Below are 14,859 nucleotides of genomic sequence, written 5' to 3' on the forward strand. Positions count from 1 at the left end.
TGCTTTCGGCTGTAACCGGCACAAGACGCGCGGATATGTTGGCACCCCCAATCTGTTGACGAGCCCTTAACCTTGCTAATACTTCTAGAGGGAAATTTATTTTCTTCGGTCGATGCTACTTGCGGTACCCAAAAGGTACCGCTACATTTATCTCAACGCCAACCGCTCTTGGAGCCGCATCGAATGAAGGCCTTCACCATAAATCTATGATGCACCCCCGCATCGTCCGCCGGTCTTTCGCCGGTGGTCTCGGATCTATTGTGACTTGAAAGGGCCTTCGACGTGGCGTTCTGCACCCACTATTTCACCAGCGACCAGCATTTCGGCCATGCCCGCATGCTCGAAAACCGTCCGTTCGCAGACACCGACGAGATGGATCGTTACCTGATCGATGCACATAACAGCGTCGTCAAAGACAGCGACATTGTTTGGATGCTTGGAGATTTTTCCGCTCATCAGGACAGTCGGACGGCACAGATTTTCGCGCAGCTGAAGGGTCGCAAACGGCTGATCCTGGGCAACCATGATTTGGATCACAGCGGCAATGTCCGCAAAGGCATCGCGGCCTTAGGATGGGATCAACCGCCTACGCACTACGCTGAGGTCAAGCAGGGTGGTGATCGCATCATCCTGCATCATTATGCGCAGCGCACATGGGCGGCATCGGTTCATGGCAGCTGGCACCTTTACGGGCACTCGCACGGCCGCTTACCGCCCCTCGGCCGGTCGCGTGACGTCGGTGTTGACTGCCCGGATTTGGGATATGCGCCCGCGACTTTCATGGCGTTGACCGCGCCGATGAGGGATGCGGAGGTAGTGGCGTGAAGAAGGAACCAATCGATTTTTTCAAAGCCGACTACCCGCAGTGGTGGCACCTTCGGCTTGAGCAATTTCCCGTCGGCTGGACCGACCTTCTCACTGAATTTTTCAGGGCTCTCGACAGCCTGAATTCGGCTGTCAGTCAGCCAAAAGTGTGGGTTTCCGTTCATTTCGAACGGTCCGAAGTCGGACCGTGGACAGCCTACATCGCGCCTGCTGTGAGGATGAAAGACTGGTCTGCTGATGATGCTCTGCACGCACTGACAGCAGTCGAGAAAGTCAATTTTGCGATGAGCCGCACGTGCGAGATTTGCGGCGTATTTAACGGCATCCCGCGCCTGCATCCGAAGCCGGAGCGCATCCTTTGCGAGGAGCACCGCAATGTCGATTGATGACCTCCGCGCCCGCCAACGCCAGAGCCTCATCAAGGCCACGCACAGCACCCTGTGGCTGCAACTCTCAGAAGAGATGTCGATGCAGCAGGATCATTTCGACCGACTGCAGGCACTGCATAGCCGGTATTGCCACGGCACTGTCGCAACTCTGCCCGATGGCTGGACCGATATCGTCGGTCAGTTCCTTGGCGCTATGCATGATCTCGGTGATCTCGTCGATGCGGTTTCCCTCCGCTTCGAGCGCTGCCCCGACGGCGCACGCGCTTTCGTGTTCCCAGAGATGTCGCGCTGGCATCCGGATCAAATGAACTCATTGCGCATTGCACAGCGTAACCTCCTGCATGCGTCCCGGGAAACTTGCGAGCGCTGCGGCCTGGGTAACGCCACCCCTATATCCGTCGGCGAGCGGGCCTTCTTCCTTTGTCAGGAGCATACGGGGGAGGTTGAGAGCAAGCTGGCTTCATTGGACGAGGCGATGGATGAACGAGCCCGGTTCCGTGAAAAGGTCGCCGACATCCTACCGCCGACGACTGCACTCCTGATACGGATGACGGATTACAACACGACGATCATGCGCAAAGCTCTGCTCGACATTAAAGCAATCGTCGAGGATCAGGGGCTGGTCGGGCATGTGATTGTGACCAAAGTTGTTGAGAGCGAAGGTCAACTTTTCATGAGTGTTCGCTGCGGCCCTCAGGTCGACCTGGCAGCACAGTTTGAGGTGGCCGACATCATCAAACAAGCCGAGTGGGAAAGCGATCAGGTGCATCTGCAGTCGGGAAAGGAAGGTTTCGAAAATGACGCATGACGAATTCCTCGCCTCCATCCGCGAGCGGTACGCCGATCTCTTCGATCCGGACAATACGGATCAGGACTGGCGCTACATCATCACCGTGGGACCAGGCTGGTGGCCCTTAGTTGAAGAATACTGCGAGCGGGCACAGGCGATGCTGCGCGACCACGGTGAAGTAGGTCTCTGGTTTGTCCGGCAAATCAAAGAAAAAATCGGCGAACTGCGTATCTATGTCCGACCCGCAACTGAGCGCCTGAATGTAGATTGGTATCCACACGCCGTTCACGACCTCGATCCTCCACACTCGACAACCGTGCAAGAGTTGCTGAGCGACCTCCGCAGTCAGATCACTGAGCAGGCCAATCGCACATGTGAGGAGTGCGGTGATCCTGGTGGGCTGCGGGTCTTGGATGGATGGTATTCAACTTGTTGCAACAAGCATTTTCAGGAATGGCGGGCACGAAAGGAAAAACAATGATGGAGAATCTCAATCTGAAACGTGACCTGATCGCGGCATCCCATGATCGCATGATTGCCGCTCGTCAAAAATCCGCCGTTTACGATGGCGATCTGGCTCGCGCCCGGCAGGCCTACAATGTCGGTGCCGGGTGGCACGGTATTCTCGATGATCTCGTTAGTGAATTCGCCAAGATCGATGGTCTGGGATTTTTGGGTGCCCACGAAAAATGGGGCGGGCTGCGGATCGCGTATCTGTATTCAGGCGACCGGCAATCTGATGTCGATTCAGTCGTTCACAACGCCGCTGAAAGGTCACTAGAAACTTGCTGGCACTGTGGTCAACCTGGGAAACTTAACCGGGAACGGTGGTGGCGGGTGCGTTGCGACGAGCACTGGAGCGCAGAATGACTGATGTGATTGAGTTGTTCAAAAAATCGTATTCGGACGTTTATCGGCCAGATGAGGGTCAACACGCACGAGACCTGGAGATTCGCCCTGGCTGGATCGAAATCATCGAAGAATATTGCGACCAACTGCGGCAGTGGCATGCCGACGGTTGGTCAATCAATCTGCGCTGGGCCAAAGAAAAATTTGGCGCGTTGAGGATTTTCACGGACGACAATCGATATCATATGACACCGCTGCAATTGTATTGGCTCGACCGGGCTGGAGAGCGGGCACGGCGAAAAAGTCTGCGCATTTGCCAGGAATGCGGACAGCCAGGACGATTGCGGTGGGGGCATCGTGTCGCGACTGTGTGTGACTTACACGTCCAAAACATCGGCGGGCTCAGGGCTGAAGATGGGCTCATCATCGATGCAGATCGTCAAAGCATTCAGGCTGATGGGACAATGAAGGATTGGCCGGTTGAGCGTGGTGGTGTCTATGCAATGACAGACGCGGAACTCGGTCTCGATGAAGGCCAGTCGATGGACTTTGCTAAGCAAATGGAAATGCAATTCCGGCCATTTCTGGCACTGGACCTGCGCCTGGATGGCACCGACACCGAGCTGCTCGATCTGCGTCGCAAGCTGCTGGCGGTCGACGCAGCTATCGGCCGATACCACGAGGTTAAATTTCAGCTCCGCTCGAAGGGCTACGAGATCGCCATCGAACATCCTCGCTCGCATGCAACGATTGACGAGATCAAGCGCGATGCGATCATTGCAGAGATCGAGATGATCATGAGAGGAGAGCAGTCATGATCGCGAATGATAACCGCATCAACGGTCGTACCATCGACTATACCAAGACACTCGAATTTCTCGCTCATCACCTTATAGCACCAGGCTGCAGGGTGGTGCTTGATGAAGAGCAGTTCGAAATCCTTAAAGCGTATCTGTCTCACGTCGAAGCTGTCGGTGCAGACACAAATTTTCAGTTGGAAATGTGCGTCGACTATCGCGATGCCGAGAACACGGGTGGCTACAGCGTCAGCTGGGACAACGATGGCAGTCCCTACGAAGACGACCTGATCGATGCGATAATGGTCGACATGGTGCAAAATCTTGGCTTTGTCGCGGGCTCAATTTTCCGCGAACGCCACATCACTGCTCTCGCCGATATCGATGGCAGGATCGCCGAAATCCGCGCCGAGGTAGCCGCGAAACACAATACCTGACTTCCGAACCTAAGTCTGGTTCAGTTCAATTGCTTCGTCCAGGACGCCGGTTTTCGCAGTTCTTTCGGCACTTCTTTCCCGTCCAGCAACAACTCGTAGAACGTCCCGACATAGGACAAAATTCCTTTGTGCCGATAGGATTGGCCTGCACACTAATCGAAAAGGTTGGTGGCAGAGTAACATGGCAGAAAGAAAATGGACACATTATGAGGCGGCGCAGCTCATCGACATGGCTCAGGCTGGGCTTACGACAGATGAGATTGGCGAAGTGCTCGACAGGACAACTGGGGCGGTTCGCGTTAAAGCCACCCGGATCGGTGTCGACGGATTTTACCAGCGGGATACCGGCAAATTTCCTGAAAAGCGGCGGGATAAAAAGTTGCCATGCAAGATGTGCTCGCAGCCGATGATCTCTTCTTGGTCTGGTCATCGCATCTGTGACGATTGTAAAAAGACGGAGCTTTACCGGTATTCCTGAACTGCAGCAGTTCCGATGATTCCAGCACCGGAACTGCTTATAAGATTACTCTGCTGCCTCGCGGTATTCACCTTCGAGCAATTTCTGCCGGTCGTATTCATCCAAGATCGCGTTCGTCCATTCTTCCATCGCCAAGCTTTTGAGTTCTATGAACTGGCTCTCTGCGCCATACGCCGTCTGTGTAATTTTAGCCGCTCGTTCCTTTTGAAAATCCAAACGGCTACGATCTGCTGCCGAAGCTTTCAGGCGCGTATCGTCTTTAACTTCGTGAGCGAGGATCGCGGAGGCCCCTCCGGGCATGCGACGTTGTGACATATGATCGGTAACAGTGTTGCGCAGATCATGATGAGACCACCATTGGATGTCCTTGGCGGCAAGAAGGTCTCGCCTTTCGCTACGCTCAGGTGGTGTCCACTTGCGCTGGCCCTCAGTGGGACGTATGGTTTTTTTGTTCGGCATTTTCTGAGTGAGGGTGTCACGTCCTGCCAGCCGATAGATAACGCGATACGTCCCAGAAGCCGAAATATGAACTTCCGGCTTCCGATCCGAAGGGAAAGCCCATTCCTCGGAGCCAGCGGCTTTGCCTTTTTGCCTGAACGCGTCGACGAAATCCCACGCCCGCTTTGGTATTGGTAGCACGAAAGTCTTTCCGCCTTTCATGTCTAGTGCATCCCAAGACGCTAAAAGCCAACCCGAGCCGGGCCGTTCACCGTCTTCGACCACATTGTACGGGTGCAACGAAAGACCGGCATCGACGCGCTGGCATGTAAGAACAATCCACCAAAGAGCCGCCAGAACACCATGGCTGGCTCCGTTGGTGCTGAATGCGCGGCCAGGGAGGGGTTTCGTCAAATATTCCTCAGCAAGGACCATCGTCTGCACGACTTCTTTGATCGACGGCTGACGGTCGCGGGCTTCGATTTCGTACGGCGCATCCAACATCTCCCACCAACGCTCGACAGTGGAGAGGCCTGACTTCGAGTGATATTTCCGGCAGAAATTGAGTACCGACCGGGTGTAGGTAATGACCTTGATCGCAGGTGAGGAACCGATATTCTTGTACACCTCATCTCTGACCGCCTCGATATCTCCAACGGTAAGCGACAGAACGGGCTTGCGCATTGCGGCTTTGAAAGCGGGGCGGTCGAAGGTTCCTCGCATGTCCTTCACGGTATTTGCGGTAATCCTGATCTTCTTTTTCGCATCCGGGGCGGTCTTCATCTTAATGGCGGCGTCGACACAATCGCTCAACGTCCATGCGTCTACCGCAACAGTCGCCTTCATTGATACAAGCGCTTGCTTTGCAGTGCCCATCTTGTTCTTCGACGTGTCTCCGGCCCGCTCGTAATAGTATGAGGTCAGGTACGACGGCACCTGATCCTTGTCTCCATTTTCCAACATCGTCCGAACAACTCGCGCCAGCTCTTGGACTTTTGACAGCGCAGAGATGTGACGGGGTTCGTCTTCTGGATGCGCGAAGGCAATCGTCGCGGTGTCGTTTTTGTATTTGACGACCCAAGCGGCTTTCTTGCCTTGGACCCGGAGCATCAGGCCCCGAGTTGACTTGTCCGTATGAACAAAAATCTTGCCGTCGGGAGTGCCAGTTCTGGTCATCCTGATCGCGGCTATCACATCATTCTTATCAATCGCGCTGCACTTGGACGCCATACTCTATTCCATACCTAAATCCATACCCTCTCCATACCCTGTTCTAATTTGTTGACAAGCGCAGTGAATGCGATGACTTTTGTATCAGACAGTTCGTATGCAGCTCCGGTAAATGTTGACATTTCTGTTGAGAACCAACAGGTTATTCACAATGGTTGCCGCAATTGCGATGCTTGTCAACAGGATTGGTTTGGTATGAATAGACCGAACAATAGGAATCATAATCCGCGTGTCGGGGGTTCAAGTCCCTCTCCCGCTACCAAATTTCCTTGTTCGTCCTGAAGAGAATGTGAGTTCCGTTTCGGTGAAGCACGTAGGTGTGTGTCTCCCGCGAAACCGTGCCCCGAGCAATAGGCAGCGACTTGTGAGACCTCTTGCCTTGGCCTTTTCCTTTAAACGGTGCTGTTACTCACGAGCGGCTGGTTGATAGCCTCATTTCGGCGGCGAGAACATGTCGGCTTGGCTTGGCAATTCTGCTTGTTGCTCCAGAAACGAACCTGACGATTGAAGAAACGGATTACTCAAAGCTGTCTTTGGTGCGTTTTAAACTTCGTTCACCGGAAATCTACGTGAGAGATTATCACCACATCCGCAGTGGTAATCACTGCAACTTATAGAAGAAAGTCCGCAGTTCTCACGCATGTATATCTAGTATCTAGGCCTAAGTGTTTACCTTAAAGCGCGGCGTATGCTTGACTGTGACGTTTATCTTAGCCTACGGGACGTCATCTAGATTATTTTGTTGTATTGCGTAAGAGATAATTTTTTTGAATAAACCAAGAATTGATTGGCTGGACGCAGTAAAAGGCGCATCTATATTGATGGTTTCAATGTATCATGTCGGCCTGATCATGGATGCTTATGGCTATTCAATCATATGGCTGATGAAAATCAACGCCTTGCTTACGCCGATACGAATGCCGGTATTCTTCCTGGCAGCGGGTTTTGTGGCGCGTTCATCCGTCAACAGACCCTGGCTTTATCTTTTTGAGAAGCGCATCGGTTTTTACGCCTATCTTTTCGTCCTCTGGTCTGTCTTACGATTCAGCTTTTTTGGAAACGTTGTCCCCAATCGGCTCGCGCCTTTGGAAGGCAACGACTGGACATGGCTGATTTCTTCGCTTGTCGCTCCAGAGACCGGCGCGTGGTTTTTATGGGCTCTCGCAATCTTCTATAGTTTGACGAAATCCGTCGAGTCTGTTCCTGCGCGTGTTGTCATCCCGATCGGGATACTGGCTTCTGTAATTGGTTTCTCAGGCATCGTTCCGATGCTGTTTTCCTTCGCCAACATCCTGCAGTATTTTGTTTTCTTTTACGTTGCGTGCCACTTCCAGCACCTGATTTTGCGTCTCAGCGAGATGCCTGCAAGGCTGATCGCATTGGGCACACCGGTGTTTGCGGTTTTGACGGTGCTGGCTTGGCGATCATCCTACTGGTGGATCGATGGCCCCGCAGAACTTGCGGCAGCTGTTGCTGGAGTGTTGGCACTGATCGGGATTGCGGTCAGATTGGAAAACAGTCTGCTCGGCTCTGTCGCGCGCTTCTTCGGGCATAACACACTGCCGATTTATGTGATGCATCTAACGATTATCAGCTCGGTCGCGCACATGGCTGCCCAATATAACTTGCCGGACCACGCTGCCAGCAGGCTTTTTCTGGTGGTGGTTCTTTTCCTGGCTGCTGTCGTTCTTCCCGTTGTTATAAAAAGATTTTTTGACCGTATCGGCCTTTCATTCTTTCTATTCCGGCTACCATGGTCTGGCGCGGCGAGGAAACCAGTGGTGGTGTAATTGGCGCGGTCCAATGTTGAGCTCGTCTAGCACCTTGCGTGTGGCGGGACAGCTTGAAAGGAGGGTTGCAGCAATTACCTCTCATCCACACTGGAAACTCCACGCAAGACCTGCGCAAGCGGCGCGTATACTTCGCGTCCCTCATTCACCAGGCCTGCCGATAGCAAGCCATTCTCACAGGCGCGGTCATCGTCCCAGCCGGGGTGGTTGACGATGGGGTAGAGGCAGATGCCTTCGATGGGGACGCCCTGTTTCATGGCCGCCTGGACCTCCGTGTGGATGTAGGTCATCCAGCTTGCGCGGCGGTCGCCTTCTATGCCGGTTTCGGCGATGAAGATCGGTTTGCCGTAGCGGGCGTAGGTTTCGACGAGGATCGTTCTGAAGGGCTTATAGAGCGGTTGGTCCATGTCGATGGGCGGGCCGCCGTGGATCCATTGGTTGTTGAAGTAGTAGTTGACGCCGATGATATCGAGATATTTGTCGGCCCCGCCGATCTGCGGCCACATGCGTCCTGACAGAAGATCCCAGCCTTGAAATTGCGACTGGCGGTGGCCTTCTGAGGTGGGCCGTTCCCACGGCCGCGACGGATCGGTGATGACATTGATGATGGGGTCGCAATGGACGAACCGCGCGCGTGGATCGACGGCAAGCACCGCGTCCATGGCTGCAATGGCCGCTCTTGCCAGCTGCACCTTGAGTTCAAAGCCGCGACCGTGGGCAAAGGGATTGAGATAGGCCGCATCGCCGCCGCCCCACGAGAAGAACGAGATTTCGTTGACGGGCGAATAGAAGGGAACGGCGTCGCTCGTGTCTTTCACGACCTGTGCAACCGCCGCTGCGAAGCGCGCGAAGCGTTCGACAAATTCCGGCGACCAGATATCGATGTCATCGGGCCAGCCATAGTGCAGCAGATCCCAGATGACCTGGGTTCCGGTATCGTTTGCCGCTTTCAACATTGGGGTGAAGCTGGACCAGTCATATTGCCTGGGTGAAAGCTCGATCAGGTGCCAGCGCAGGCCATCGCGAACCGTTTTAATGGCGTGGGAGGCAAGTTGCCGGTAATCCGCCGCCGTGTGAATATCGTGATCCGTGGCAGCAATCACATCAAGTCGCTTGCCCTTGTCCTGTCCCTCACGAGGGCGAAGCCTGTGGGTGGAGCATTCAAACCCGCCTTGGAGAAAGGACTGGAACAGCCCGGTGGGGCCGCGCGCCGGGCGCTCGCGCAGCACGGCCTCAAAGAGTGCTTCCCATTGCGGAACGACTGCGGCGGCGCTGTAGGCGGTTTCCACCTTGTGACGGAGAGCGCCGCCAAGGTTCTGCCGCAGGCTGGGTGATGCGATGAGCTTTTCCATCGCGCGTGCGACCGATGCCGGATCGTTATAGGGCACGAAAATGCCTGATACGCCGTCTTCGATCTGCTGCTTTGCGCCATTATCAGGCGTCGCGATGACAGGGAGGCTGGCTGCTCCGGCTTCGGCAATGACATGCGGCATCCCTTCGCCTCTGGAAAGCCAGACGAAGATATCGAGCGCCGGCAGGAGGGCAGGGATGTCCTTGCGATCTCCGAGGAAGGTCAGGGCGCTGTCCAGTTTTCTGGCTCTGGCCAGCGCCTGCAATCTTTCGGCATAGTCGGGCATGAAGGCATCCGGCCCGCCGATGACGACGAAGCGAGCGTCTGCATTTTCGGCATGGACCAGTGCCGCTGCCTCAATGAAGTCCTCGACGTTCTTTTTCGGATCGAGCCTGCCAACCCAGCCAATGAGCGGGCTCTGCGGACCGACCCCGAAGGATGCGCGCAGCTGCGCCCGCGTCGTGCGATCGAATTCGCCGAGATCGACCATGGAAGGGATTTCGATGACATTGTCGCTGCGTTCGGGCATGACCGATTTCGCTGCGTCGCAAATGGAGCGGCACACGCCGACATAGCGGCTGGTGAAGTGCTTCGGCCCGGCCAGCGCTTCGGAGACCAGACCGCCATGTTCGATCAATGGCGGGCGAAGGTGCAGACGCTCCAGCGCCGGGTAGATATCGGCAACGTTCTGGCACGAGACCACGATATCGTAGGCCGACACCTTGTTGGCGAGATAAGCGACTGTATCCTCGAAAGAGAGGGAATAGGGCGTAGTATCCACATCCACGCCAAGCTCCGTCAGTTGCTCATGGGTCTGGTGCGGCATGTTGGGCTTGTGGAAACAGGCCACCACATCCAGCCGGTAACGGCTGCGATCAAGATTGCGGGCGAGAAGCCGAACTTCGGTTTCCTCACCACCAACGACAAGCCATGCAAAGACGAAGAGAATACGGACGGGCGGTTGTTGGGGTATCATGCGTGGACCTTGAAGACGATCTGAAGGAATTCCGGGCGGTGGACAACAAGGTCCTCAAGAAATGCCGGGCCTTCTTCGAAGGGTACGACATGGGTGATCATATGTTCGCGGATGTCGGCACCCCGGCGTTTCAGAAGACCGACCGTCTCATGTGCCAGACGCCGCCTGTCCCATTGACCGGCAAGCCCCCTGGGGACGCGATTGATCTGCGCGCAGCGAATATTGAGCCCATTATGGTGGAATTCCTCACCCAGCCGCAGCCGGTCGGCGCCGCCCTGATAAAAGGCGAGGTCGATGACCGTGCCCTGCGGGCGAAGGGCCTTCAGCGCCACATGCAGGCTGTCCGAATGGGCTCTCGTCTGGAAGACGAAGTCCGCGCCGCGGTCCGTGCCGCCATTGTGCCAGCGCGACTTTGCATGTTGCCAGGCCGCATCTTCCGTCATGGCCATCAGGCCCATGGCTTCGGCCTTGGCACGCCGAAACTCCGAGGGATCCGCGATGATGACGGCTTGAGCACCGGCGTTTTGCGCAAACAGGGCGGTCATGAGACCGACGGTGCCTGCACCGATGATCATGACGTAGCGCCCGGCAATGCCTGCGCCAAATGACGTGACATTGCTGCCCAGCACATCCGCATCCGCGTGAAGAATGCCATTGGCCGCAATCGGCCCCATCTGGGCGACGAATACGCCCAGCATCGGGTCCAGGTCGTCAGGCATGGGAACTAGTACGTCATGGAAGGGATTGGCGGTGTGTCCGCTCTTGTGGGCATAGGTTGTCGCCAGAACCGCGCCGGGCTGGAAGTCCCGCGAACGGCTCTCTGTCACACGCGCCACTTCCATATAGCCGAGGAAGGGGACGGGATAATGCAGATCCGCCTCGTTCTCGATAAAGACCCCGCGCCCCGCATCAAAGCGGGAATGGAAATAGGGGTTCGTATTTTTCATGAAGGTGAGTTCCGTGCCCGCTGACAGGCCGGTGTAAAGTGTATCCAGCCGGACATGATCATCGCCGGGAGGACCTTCTTCATATTCGAAGAAGTAGGATTTTCCGGGTGCTTCTATGCCCAGCGAGCGGACCATCCGATGCCCCGGCGGCAGACCGTGGTGCACTTCGGGACGGGGCTGAAACTGTAGCGGTGCGGGCGGATTTCTGTCGAGGAGCGGCTGTTCCACCGTGACCGGCTTTCCATCCCTGGCGGAAGCAACGACGGCAAGGGCTACGCGGTGGGTGGCAAGCGCGTCCTCGTAGCTGCAGCGAATATGGTTTTCGCCACCTCTGACGGCATCGACGAAATCACGGTCCTCGCGCCATACGGGGTCACCATCGGCATGACGAACGGGACGTCCTGCACCCACATCCACCATGATGTCATGATCGGTCAGTTCGATTGCCAGCCGGTCAGCAAAGATATTGAGGCCAATTCGATGGCTCCAGCCGAGCAGGCAGGATGAGGAGATGTTGCCGATGACGCCCGACTGAAAGGTGAGGCTTGCGGTGGTCACGACCGGGACATCCAGGCCCGGAAATTCGGGGCGGTCCTTGAAACCTGCGCTGCCGTAGACCTGGGTGACTTCACCGACCAGATAACGGGCAAGATCGATGATATGGGTTGCCTGCTCGACCATCTGCCCGCCGGACATGTCTTCCTTCCACCACCATTGCGGGGGCGGTGTCTGGTCCAGCCAGTAACCGGAAAGCAGTTGCGCCGGATTGTCCTGAAGCAGGTTGCGCGCTTCTTCGACCGTATCGAGATAGCGCCAGTGATAGCCGACGCCGGTAATCAGATTGGCAGCTTCGATCGCGGCACTGAGTTCTTCCGCAACCCCGAGATCGAGGGTGATCGGCTTTTCGACGAAGAAGGGGATGCCGCGGGCGATCAGATCACGCTCCGCTTCACCATGGGCGAAGGGTGGAATGCAGACATAGACGGCATCAAGCGTTTCTGCGTTCAGCATCGCACGGTGGCTCTCAAAGGCGCGCGCGCCAAAGCGTGCGGCGGCCTGTTCCGCGCGGGAAAAATCCGGATCGGCAAAAGCGACGACGGCGACGTCTTCAAAGCCTGCGAGTATGTCCAGATGGCGGTTGGCTATACCGCCGACCCCGATGAAGCCGATACGTGTCTTGTCCATGGAAGCATGTCCTTGTAAATGCTGCGGTGCCTGCGAAAGCACGCGCGTGTAGATGCTGGCGGTTTCGTGCGCCATGCGATCAGCTGAAAACTGGGTCTGGAATCTTTGGCGTCCCGCCTCTCCGACGGCGCTTGCGTGAGCGTCGTTGTCGAGAGCCTCGATCAGCATGGAAGCGAGGGCATCGGCATTGCCGCTTTCAGCCAGGAACGGGTGGTCATGCCCCAGCGCTTCCACGTTGCCGCCGATATTGGTGGCGACGACGGGTGTGCCGATGGACATGGCTTCCAGCAACGCGAGCGGAAGGCCTTCAAAGCGCGAGGGCAAAACAAAGATATCGGCGCGCGCCATGAGGTGTGCGACATCCGTTCTGTGCCCGGCAAAGACGACATGGTCGGTCAATGACAGTTCCTGCACAAGCGACCGGACCGCCTGCATCTCCTCTCCACGCCCGACAAGCAGAAGGACTGTGGATGGATGGGCAGCCAGCACGCCGGGCAGGGCCCTGATGAGAGTGGCATGATCCTTCTGCCGGGAGAAGCGGGCGACGGTCAGAAGAACCCTTTTGCCCTCAAGCCCTTCGATCGCGTCCGCATCGGAAACGGCATCCGGGTCGAGCGCAAAGGTGCCATTGCGCACCACGCTTATCTCGCCCGAGGCTACGCCCTGATGCTCGAAACTGGCACGGGAGGCTTCAGACACGACGATGCGATGAGCAAGAAGCGCGCATTCGCGCTCATACTGTTCCTTCTGGTCGGGATCTGTCAGAAGATAGGGAAGATGCTCGGTTCTGATAACAGGGACGCCCGCAGTGGCACCGGCCCGCGACAGATTATGCCCCTCCCAGCCGATACCGGCGTGGACGTGAAGGAGGTCGACACCGGCCTTAGTCAGCCAGGACGTGAAGCTGTCCATCTCATCGATTGTCTTGATTGCGATGCCAAAACGGGCGGCCCTTGATGTAAGCTCGCCCGTATGTGTTTCGGGTGCGGCAATCACGATATCCCAGTCGGGCTGAAGCGCCCTGGCGAGGGCGAGCATGTGCTCACCCATGCCTGAGGGATCGAGACTTTCTGTCGCGAGAACAATCCGTCGACCCGCTCTGCTCATAGGTCGGTTGCAGCCACGGCGTTACCATGGGCAAGAGCGCTCACCTTTGCTGGTCTTGAAAGGGGTTGCTTGGCGGGAATGGCGGGGTAGAGATTGCGTAACATCACGTCTTCCATCAGGCCCTTCATCGAAGAGAACGTCCGGTCCCAGGATGATCCCTCAAGCCGCGCATCGACCGGTTTCAGCCATGCGCGGTCCTTCTCGCAAAGGCCAAGCGCCTCATCGCAGGCAGCGGCGAAGCCTTCTGAATCGGATGCCACGAAGACCCCATCGAGATCGCCATAATGGCGGATGACATCCTTGATCGGCGTGCTGACAACGGGGCGGCCCGCGGCCAGATACTCAGGGGTTTTGGTCGGGCTGATGAACTGGGTCGAGCTGTTCAGCGCAAAAGGCATCAGGGCCGCCTGCCATCCAGAAACATAGGCTGGCAGCTCATGGTAGTCCTTCTGACCAAGATAATATATATTTTCAGCGCGCGGCAGATCTTCCGGCGCGATCTTGACGACAGGACCGATGAAGACAAAGGACAATTTTGGTCTCGCGCGCGCGAGGTCCGCGATCAGCTCCAGATCCAGGCGTTCATCGATGACACCGTAATAGCCAAGCTTGGGGCCGGGAATGGCCAGCTGATCTGCGGGTTCGGTCCGGCCTTTGCGGGCGGAGTGGAAGTGATCCACATCGACGCCTGACGGGAAGGGATGAATATTGTCGTGCTGGTGGCGTTTGGCTTCGTAGAGGCTGAAGCCTCCGGTAAAGACGACATCCGCCTCAGCGAGAAGCTTTGCTTCCATTTCCTTCATTTCAAGCGGCGCAAACTTGAAGTTGGCCAACTCATCCATGCAGTCGTAAATGATGGCAGATGCATCGATGTGGCTTGCAAAGCTGTACATCGTCGGCGTGTAGAACCACAGAATGGGTCGGGTTGCACCATACATGGCCAGAAGATCGTCCAGCAGGTTCGAAAGCGCGCGCTCGCGGTCTGCGGCATTCCACCAATGGGGAACGCGGGGACGCACGGACTTGACCTTCGTACCCTCGAAGGGGTGGATCTCGAGATAGGCCAGATGGTGATCGGTGGGAATGTATTCCTCAAAGAAGAACACCGGCCTTTCCCTGGAAAAGCGCGCCATCAGATGCTGCGGCCGCTGGAGAACGAAATCCCACCTCAGGTGTGAAAAACATATGAGTGGCGTCTGCCGCTCGGATAGTGCGTGAGATCGTGTGGGAATCGAACTGGAAAGGTTCATTGGCGCATCCGCGTTTGAGG

At 56.4% G+C, this 14,859-nt stretch carries 12 protein-coding genes and 1 pseudogene; 9 read left to right on the forward strand and 4 right to left on the reverse strand.

The window, feature by feature from the left end; translation table 11 throughout:
• Window positions 1–282 precede the first annotated feature (282 nt).
• From ASF69_RS01760 to ASF69_RS01795, 8 genes are all read left to right on the forward strand, one after another.
• A complete protein-coding gene (locus tag ASF69_RS01760) occupies window positions 283–825 on the forward strand; it encodes a metallophosphoesterase (RefSeq protein WP_062584712.1) in 543 nt (180 codons plus the stop codon).
• Complete coding sequence (locus tag ASF69_RS01765) at window positions 822–1,211, forward strand: hypothetical protein (RefSeq protein WP_062584713.1); 390 nt, start codon at window positions 822–824, stop codon at window positions 1,209–1,211. The genes ASF69_RS01760 and ASF69_RS01765 overlap by 4 nt, the downstream gene beginning before the upstream one ends.
• On the forward strand, window positions 1,201–2,022 hold the full coding sequence (locus tag ASF69_RS01770; RefSeq protein WP_062584714.1) for a hypothetical protein: 822 nt from the start codon (window positions 1,201–1,203) through the stop codon (window positions 2,020–2,022). The genes ASF69_RS01765 and ASF69_RS01770 overlap by 11 nt, the downstream gene beginning before the upstream one ends.
• Window positions 2,012–2,485: a hypothetical protein gene (locus ASF69_RS01775; RefSeq protein WP_062584716.1), complete on the forward strand. Its 474-nt coding sequence runs from the start codon at window positions 2,012–2,014 to the stop codon at window positions 2,483–2,485. The genes ASF69_RS01770 and ASF69_RS01775 overlap by 11 nt, the downstream gene beginning before the upstream one ends.
• Window positions 2,482–2,874, forward strand: coding sequence for a hypothetical protein (locus tag ASF69_RS01780; RefSeq protein ID WP_156461959.1), 393 nt, complete (start codon window positions 2,482–2,484; stop codon window positions 2,872–2,874). The genes ASF69_RS01775 and ASF69_RS01780 overlap by 4 nt, the downstream gene beginning before the upstream one ends.
• The gene (locus tag ASF69_RS01785) at window positions 2,871–3,671 is read left to right on the forward strand and encodes a hypothetical protein (RefSeq protein ID WP_062584723.1); all 801 of its coding nucleotides are present in this window, start codon (window positions 2,871–2,873) and stop codon (window positions 3,669–3,671) included. Before ASF69_RS01780 ends, ASF69_RS01785 begins: the two co-directional genes overlap by 4 nt.
• On the forward strand, window positions 3,668–4,087 hold the full coding sequence (locus ASF69_RS01790; RefSeq protein ID WP_062584725.1) for a hypothetical protein: 420 nt from the start codon (window positions 3,668–3,670) through the stop codon (window positions 4,085–4,087). Before ASF69_RS01785 ends, ASF69_RS01790 begins: the two co-directional genes overlap by 4 nt.
• 181 nt (window positions 4,088–4,268) lie before the next feature.
• On the forward strand, window positions 4,269–4,565 hold the full coding sequence (locus tag ASF69_RS01795) for a hypothetical protein (protein WP_062584727.1): 297 nt from the start codon (window positions 4,269–4,271) through the stop codon (window positions 4,563–4,565).
• A gap of 45 nt (window positions 4,566–4,610) precedes the next feature.
• On the opposite strand, the gene ASF69_RS01800 is transcribed toward ASF69_RS01795, so the two are convergent.
• Window positions 4,611–6,233 carry a hypothetical protein gene (locus ASF69_RS01800; RefSeq protein WP_062584729.1) on the reverse strand — a complete coding sequence of 541 codons (1,623 nt, stop codon included), beginning with the start codon at window positions 6,231–6,233 and terminating at the stop codon, window positions 4,611–4,613.
• A gap of 767 nt (window positions 6,234–7,000) precedes the next feature.
• Between ASF69_RS01800 and ASF69_RS01805 the strand changes: the two genes are divergently transcribed.
• Window positions 7,001–8,023 carry an acyltransferase family protein gene (locus ASF69_RS01805; RefSeq protein ID WP_156461960.1) on the forward strand — a complete coding sequence of 341 codons (1,023 nt, stop codon included), beginning with the start codon at window positions 7,001–7,003 and terminating at the stop codon, window positions 8,021–8,023.
• A 74-nt stretch (window positions 8,024–8,097) separates the two neighbouring features.
• Here ASF69_RS01805 and ASF69_RS01810 read toward each other — a convergent pair whose 3' ends face one another.
• The 3 genes and pseudogenes from ASF69_RS01810 to ASF69_RS01820 all read right to left on the reverse strand — a co-directional run.
• Window positions 8,098–10,350, reverse strand: coding sequence for a glycosyltransferase family 4 protein (locus tag ASF69_RS01810; protein WP_062584733.1), 2,253 nt, complete (start codon window positions 10,348–10,350; stop codon window positions 8,098–8,100).
• Complete coding sequence (locus ASF69_RS01815) at window positions 10,347–13,589, reverse strand: glycosyltransferase (RefSeq protein ID WP_062584734.1); 3,243 nt, start codon at window positions 13,587–13,589, stop codon at window positions 10,347–10,349. Before ASF69_RS01815 ends, ASF69_RS01810 begins: the two co-directional genes overlap by 4 nt.
• 65 nt (window positions 13,590–13,654) lie before the next feature.
• Window positions 13,655–14,722, reverse strand: a pseudogene (locus ASF69_RS01820) (glycosyltransferase); the annotation flags it as partial.
• Between the last annotated feature and the right edge of the window lie 137 nt (window positions 14,723–14,859).

This window comes from Rhizobium sp. Leaf311 (assembly GCF_001423445.1).
In the GTDB taxonomy this organism is placed as follows: Bacteria; Pseudomonadota; Alphaproteobacteria; order Rhizobiales; family Rhizobiaceae; genus Agrobacterium.

What these genes read in the sequence shown, in the direction of transcription:
- ASF69_RS01785 (WP_062584723.1), top strand. Translation starts at nt 2,871, where the DNA reads ATGACTGATGTGATTGAGTTGTTCAAAAAATCGTATTCGGACGTTTAT.
- ASF69_RS01800 (WP_062584729.1), bottom strand. Translation starts at nt 6,233, where the DNA reads ATGGCGTCCAAGTGCAGCGCGATTGATAAGAATGATGTGATAGCCGCG.
- ASF69_RS01815 (WP_062584734.1), bottom strand. Translation starts at nt 13,589, where the DNA reads ATGAGCAGAGCGGGTCGACGGATTGTTCTCGCGACAGAAAGTCTCGAT.
- ASF69_RS01780 (WP_156461959.1), top strand. Translation starts at nt 2,482, where the DNA reads ATGATGGAGAATCTCAATCTGAAACGTGACCTGATCGCGGCATCCCAT.
- ASF69_RS01795 (WP_062584727.1), top strand. Translation starts at nt 4,269, where the DNA reads ATGGCAGAAAGAAAATGGACACATTATGAGGCGGCGCAGCTCATCGAC.
- ASF69_RS01770 (WP_062584714.1), top strand. Translation starts at nt 1,201, where the DNA reads ATGTCGATTGATGACCTCCGCGCCCGCCAACGCCAGAGCCTCATCAAG.
- ASF69_RS01790 (WP_062584725.1), top strand. Translation starts at nt 3,668, where the DNA reads ATGATCGCGAATGATAACCGCATCAACGGTCGTACCATCGACTATACC.
- ASF69_RS01810 (WP_062584733.1), bottom strand. Translation starts at nt 10,350, where the DNA reads ATGATACCCCAACAACCGCCCGTCCGTATTCTCTTCGTCTTTGCATGG.
- ASF69_RS01775 (WP_062584716.1), top strand. Translation starts at nt 2,012, where the DNA reads ATGACGCATGACGAATTCCTCGCCTCCATCCGCGAGCGGTACGCCGAT.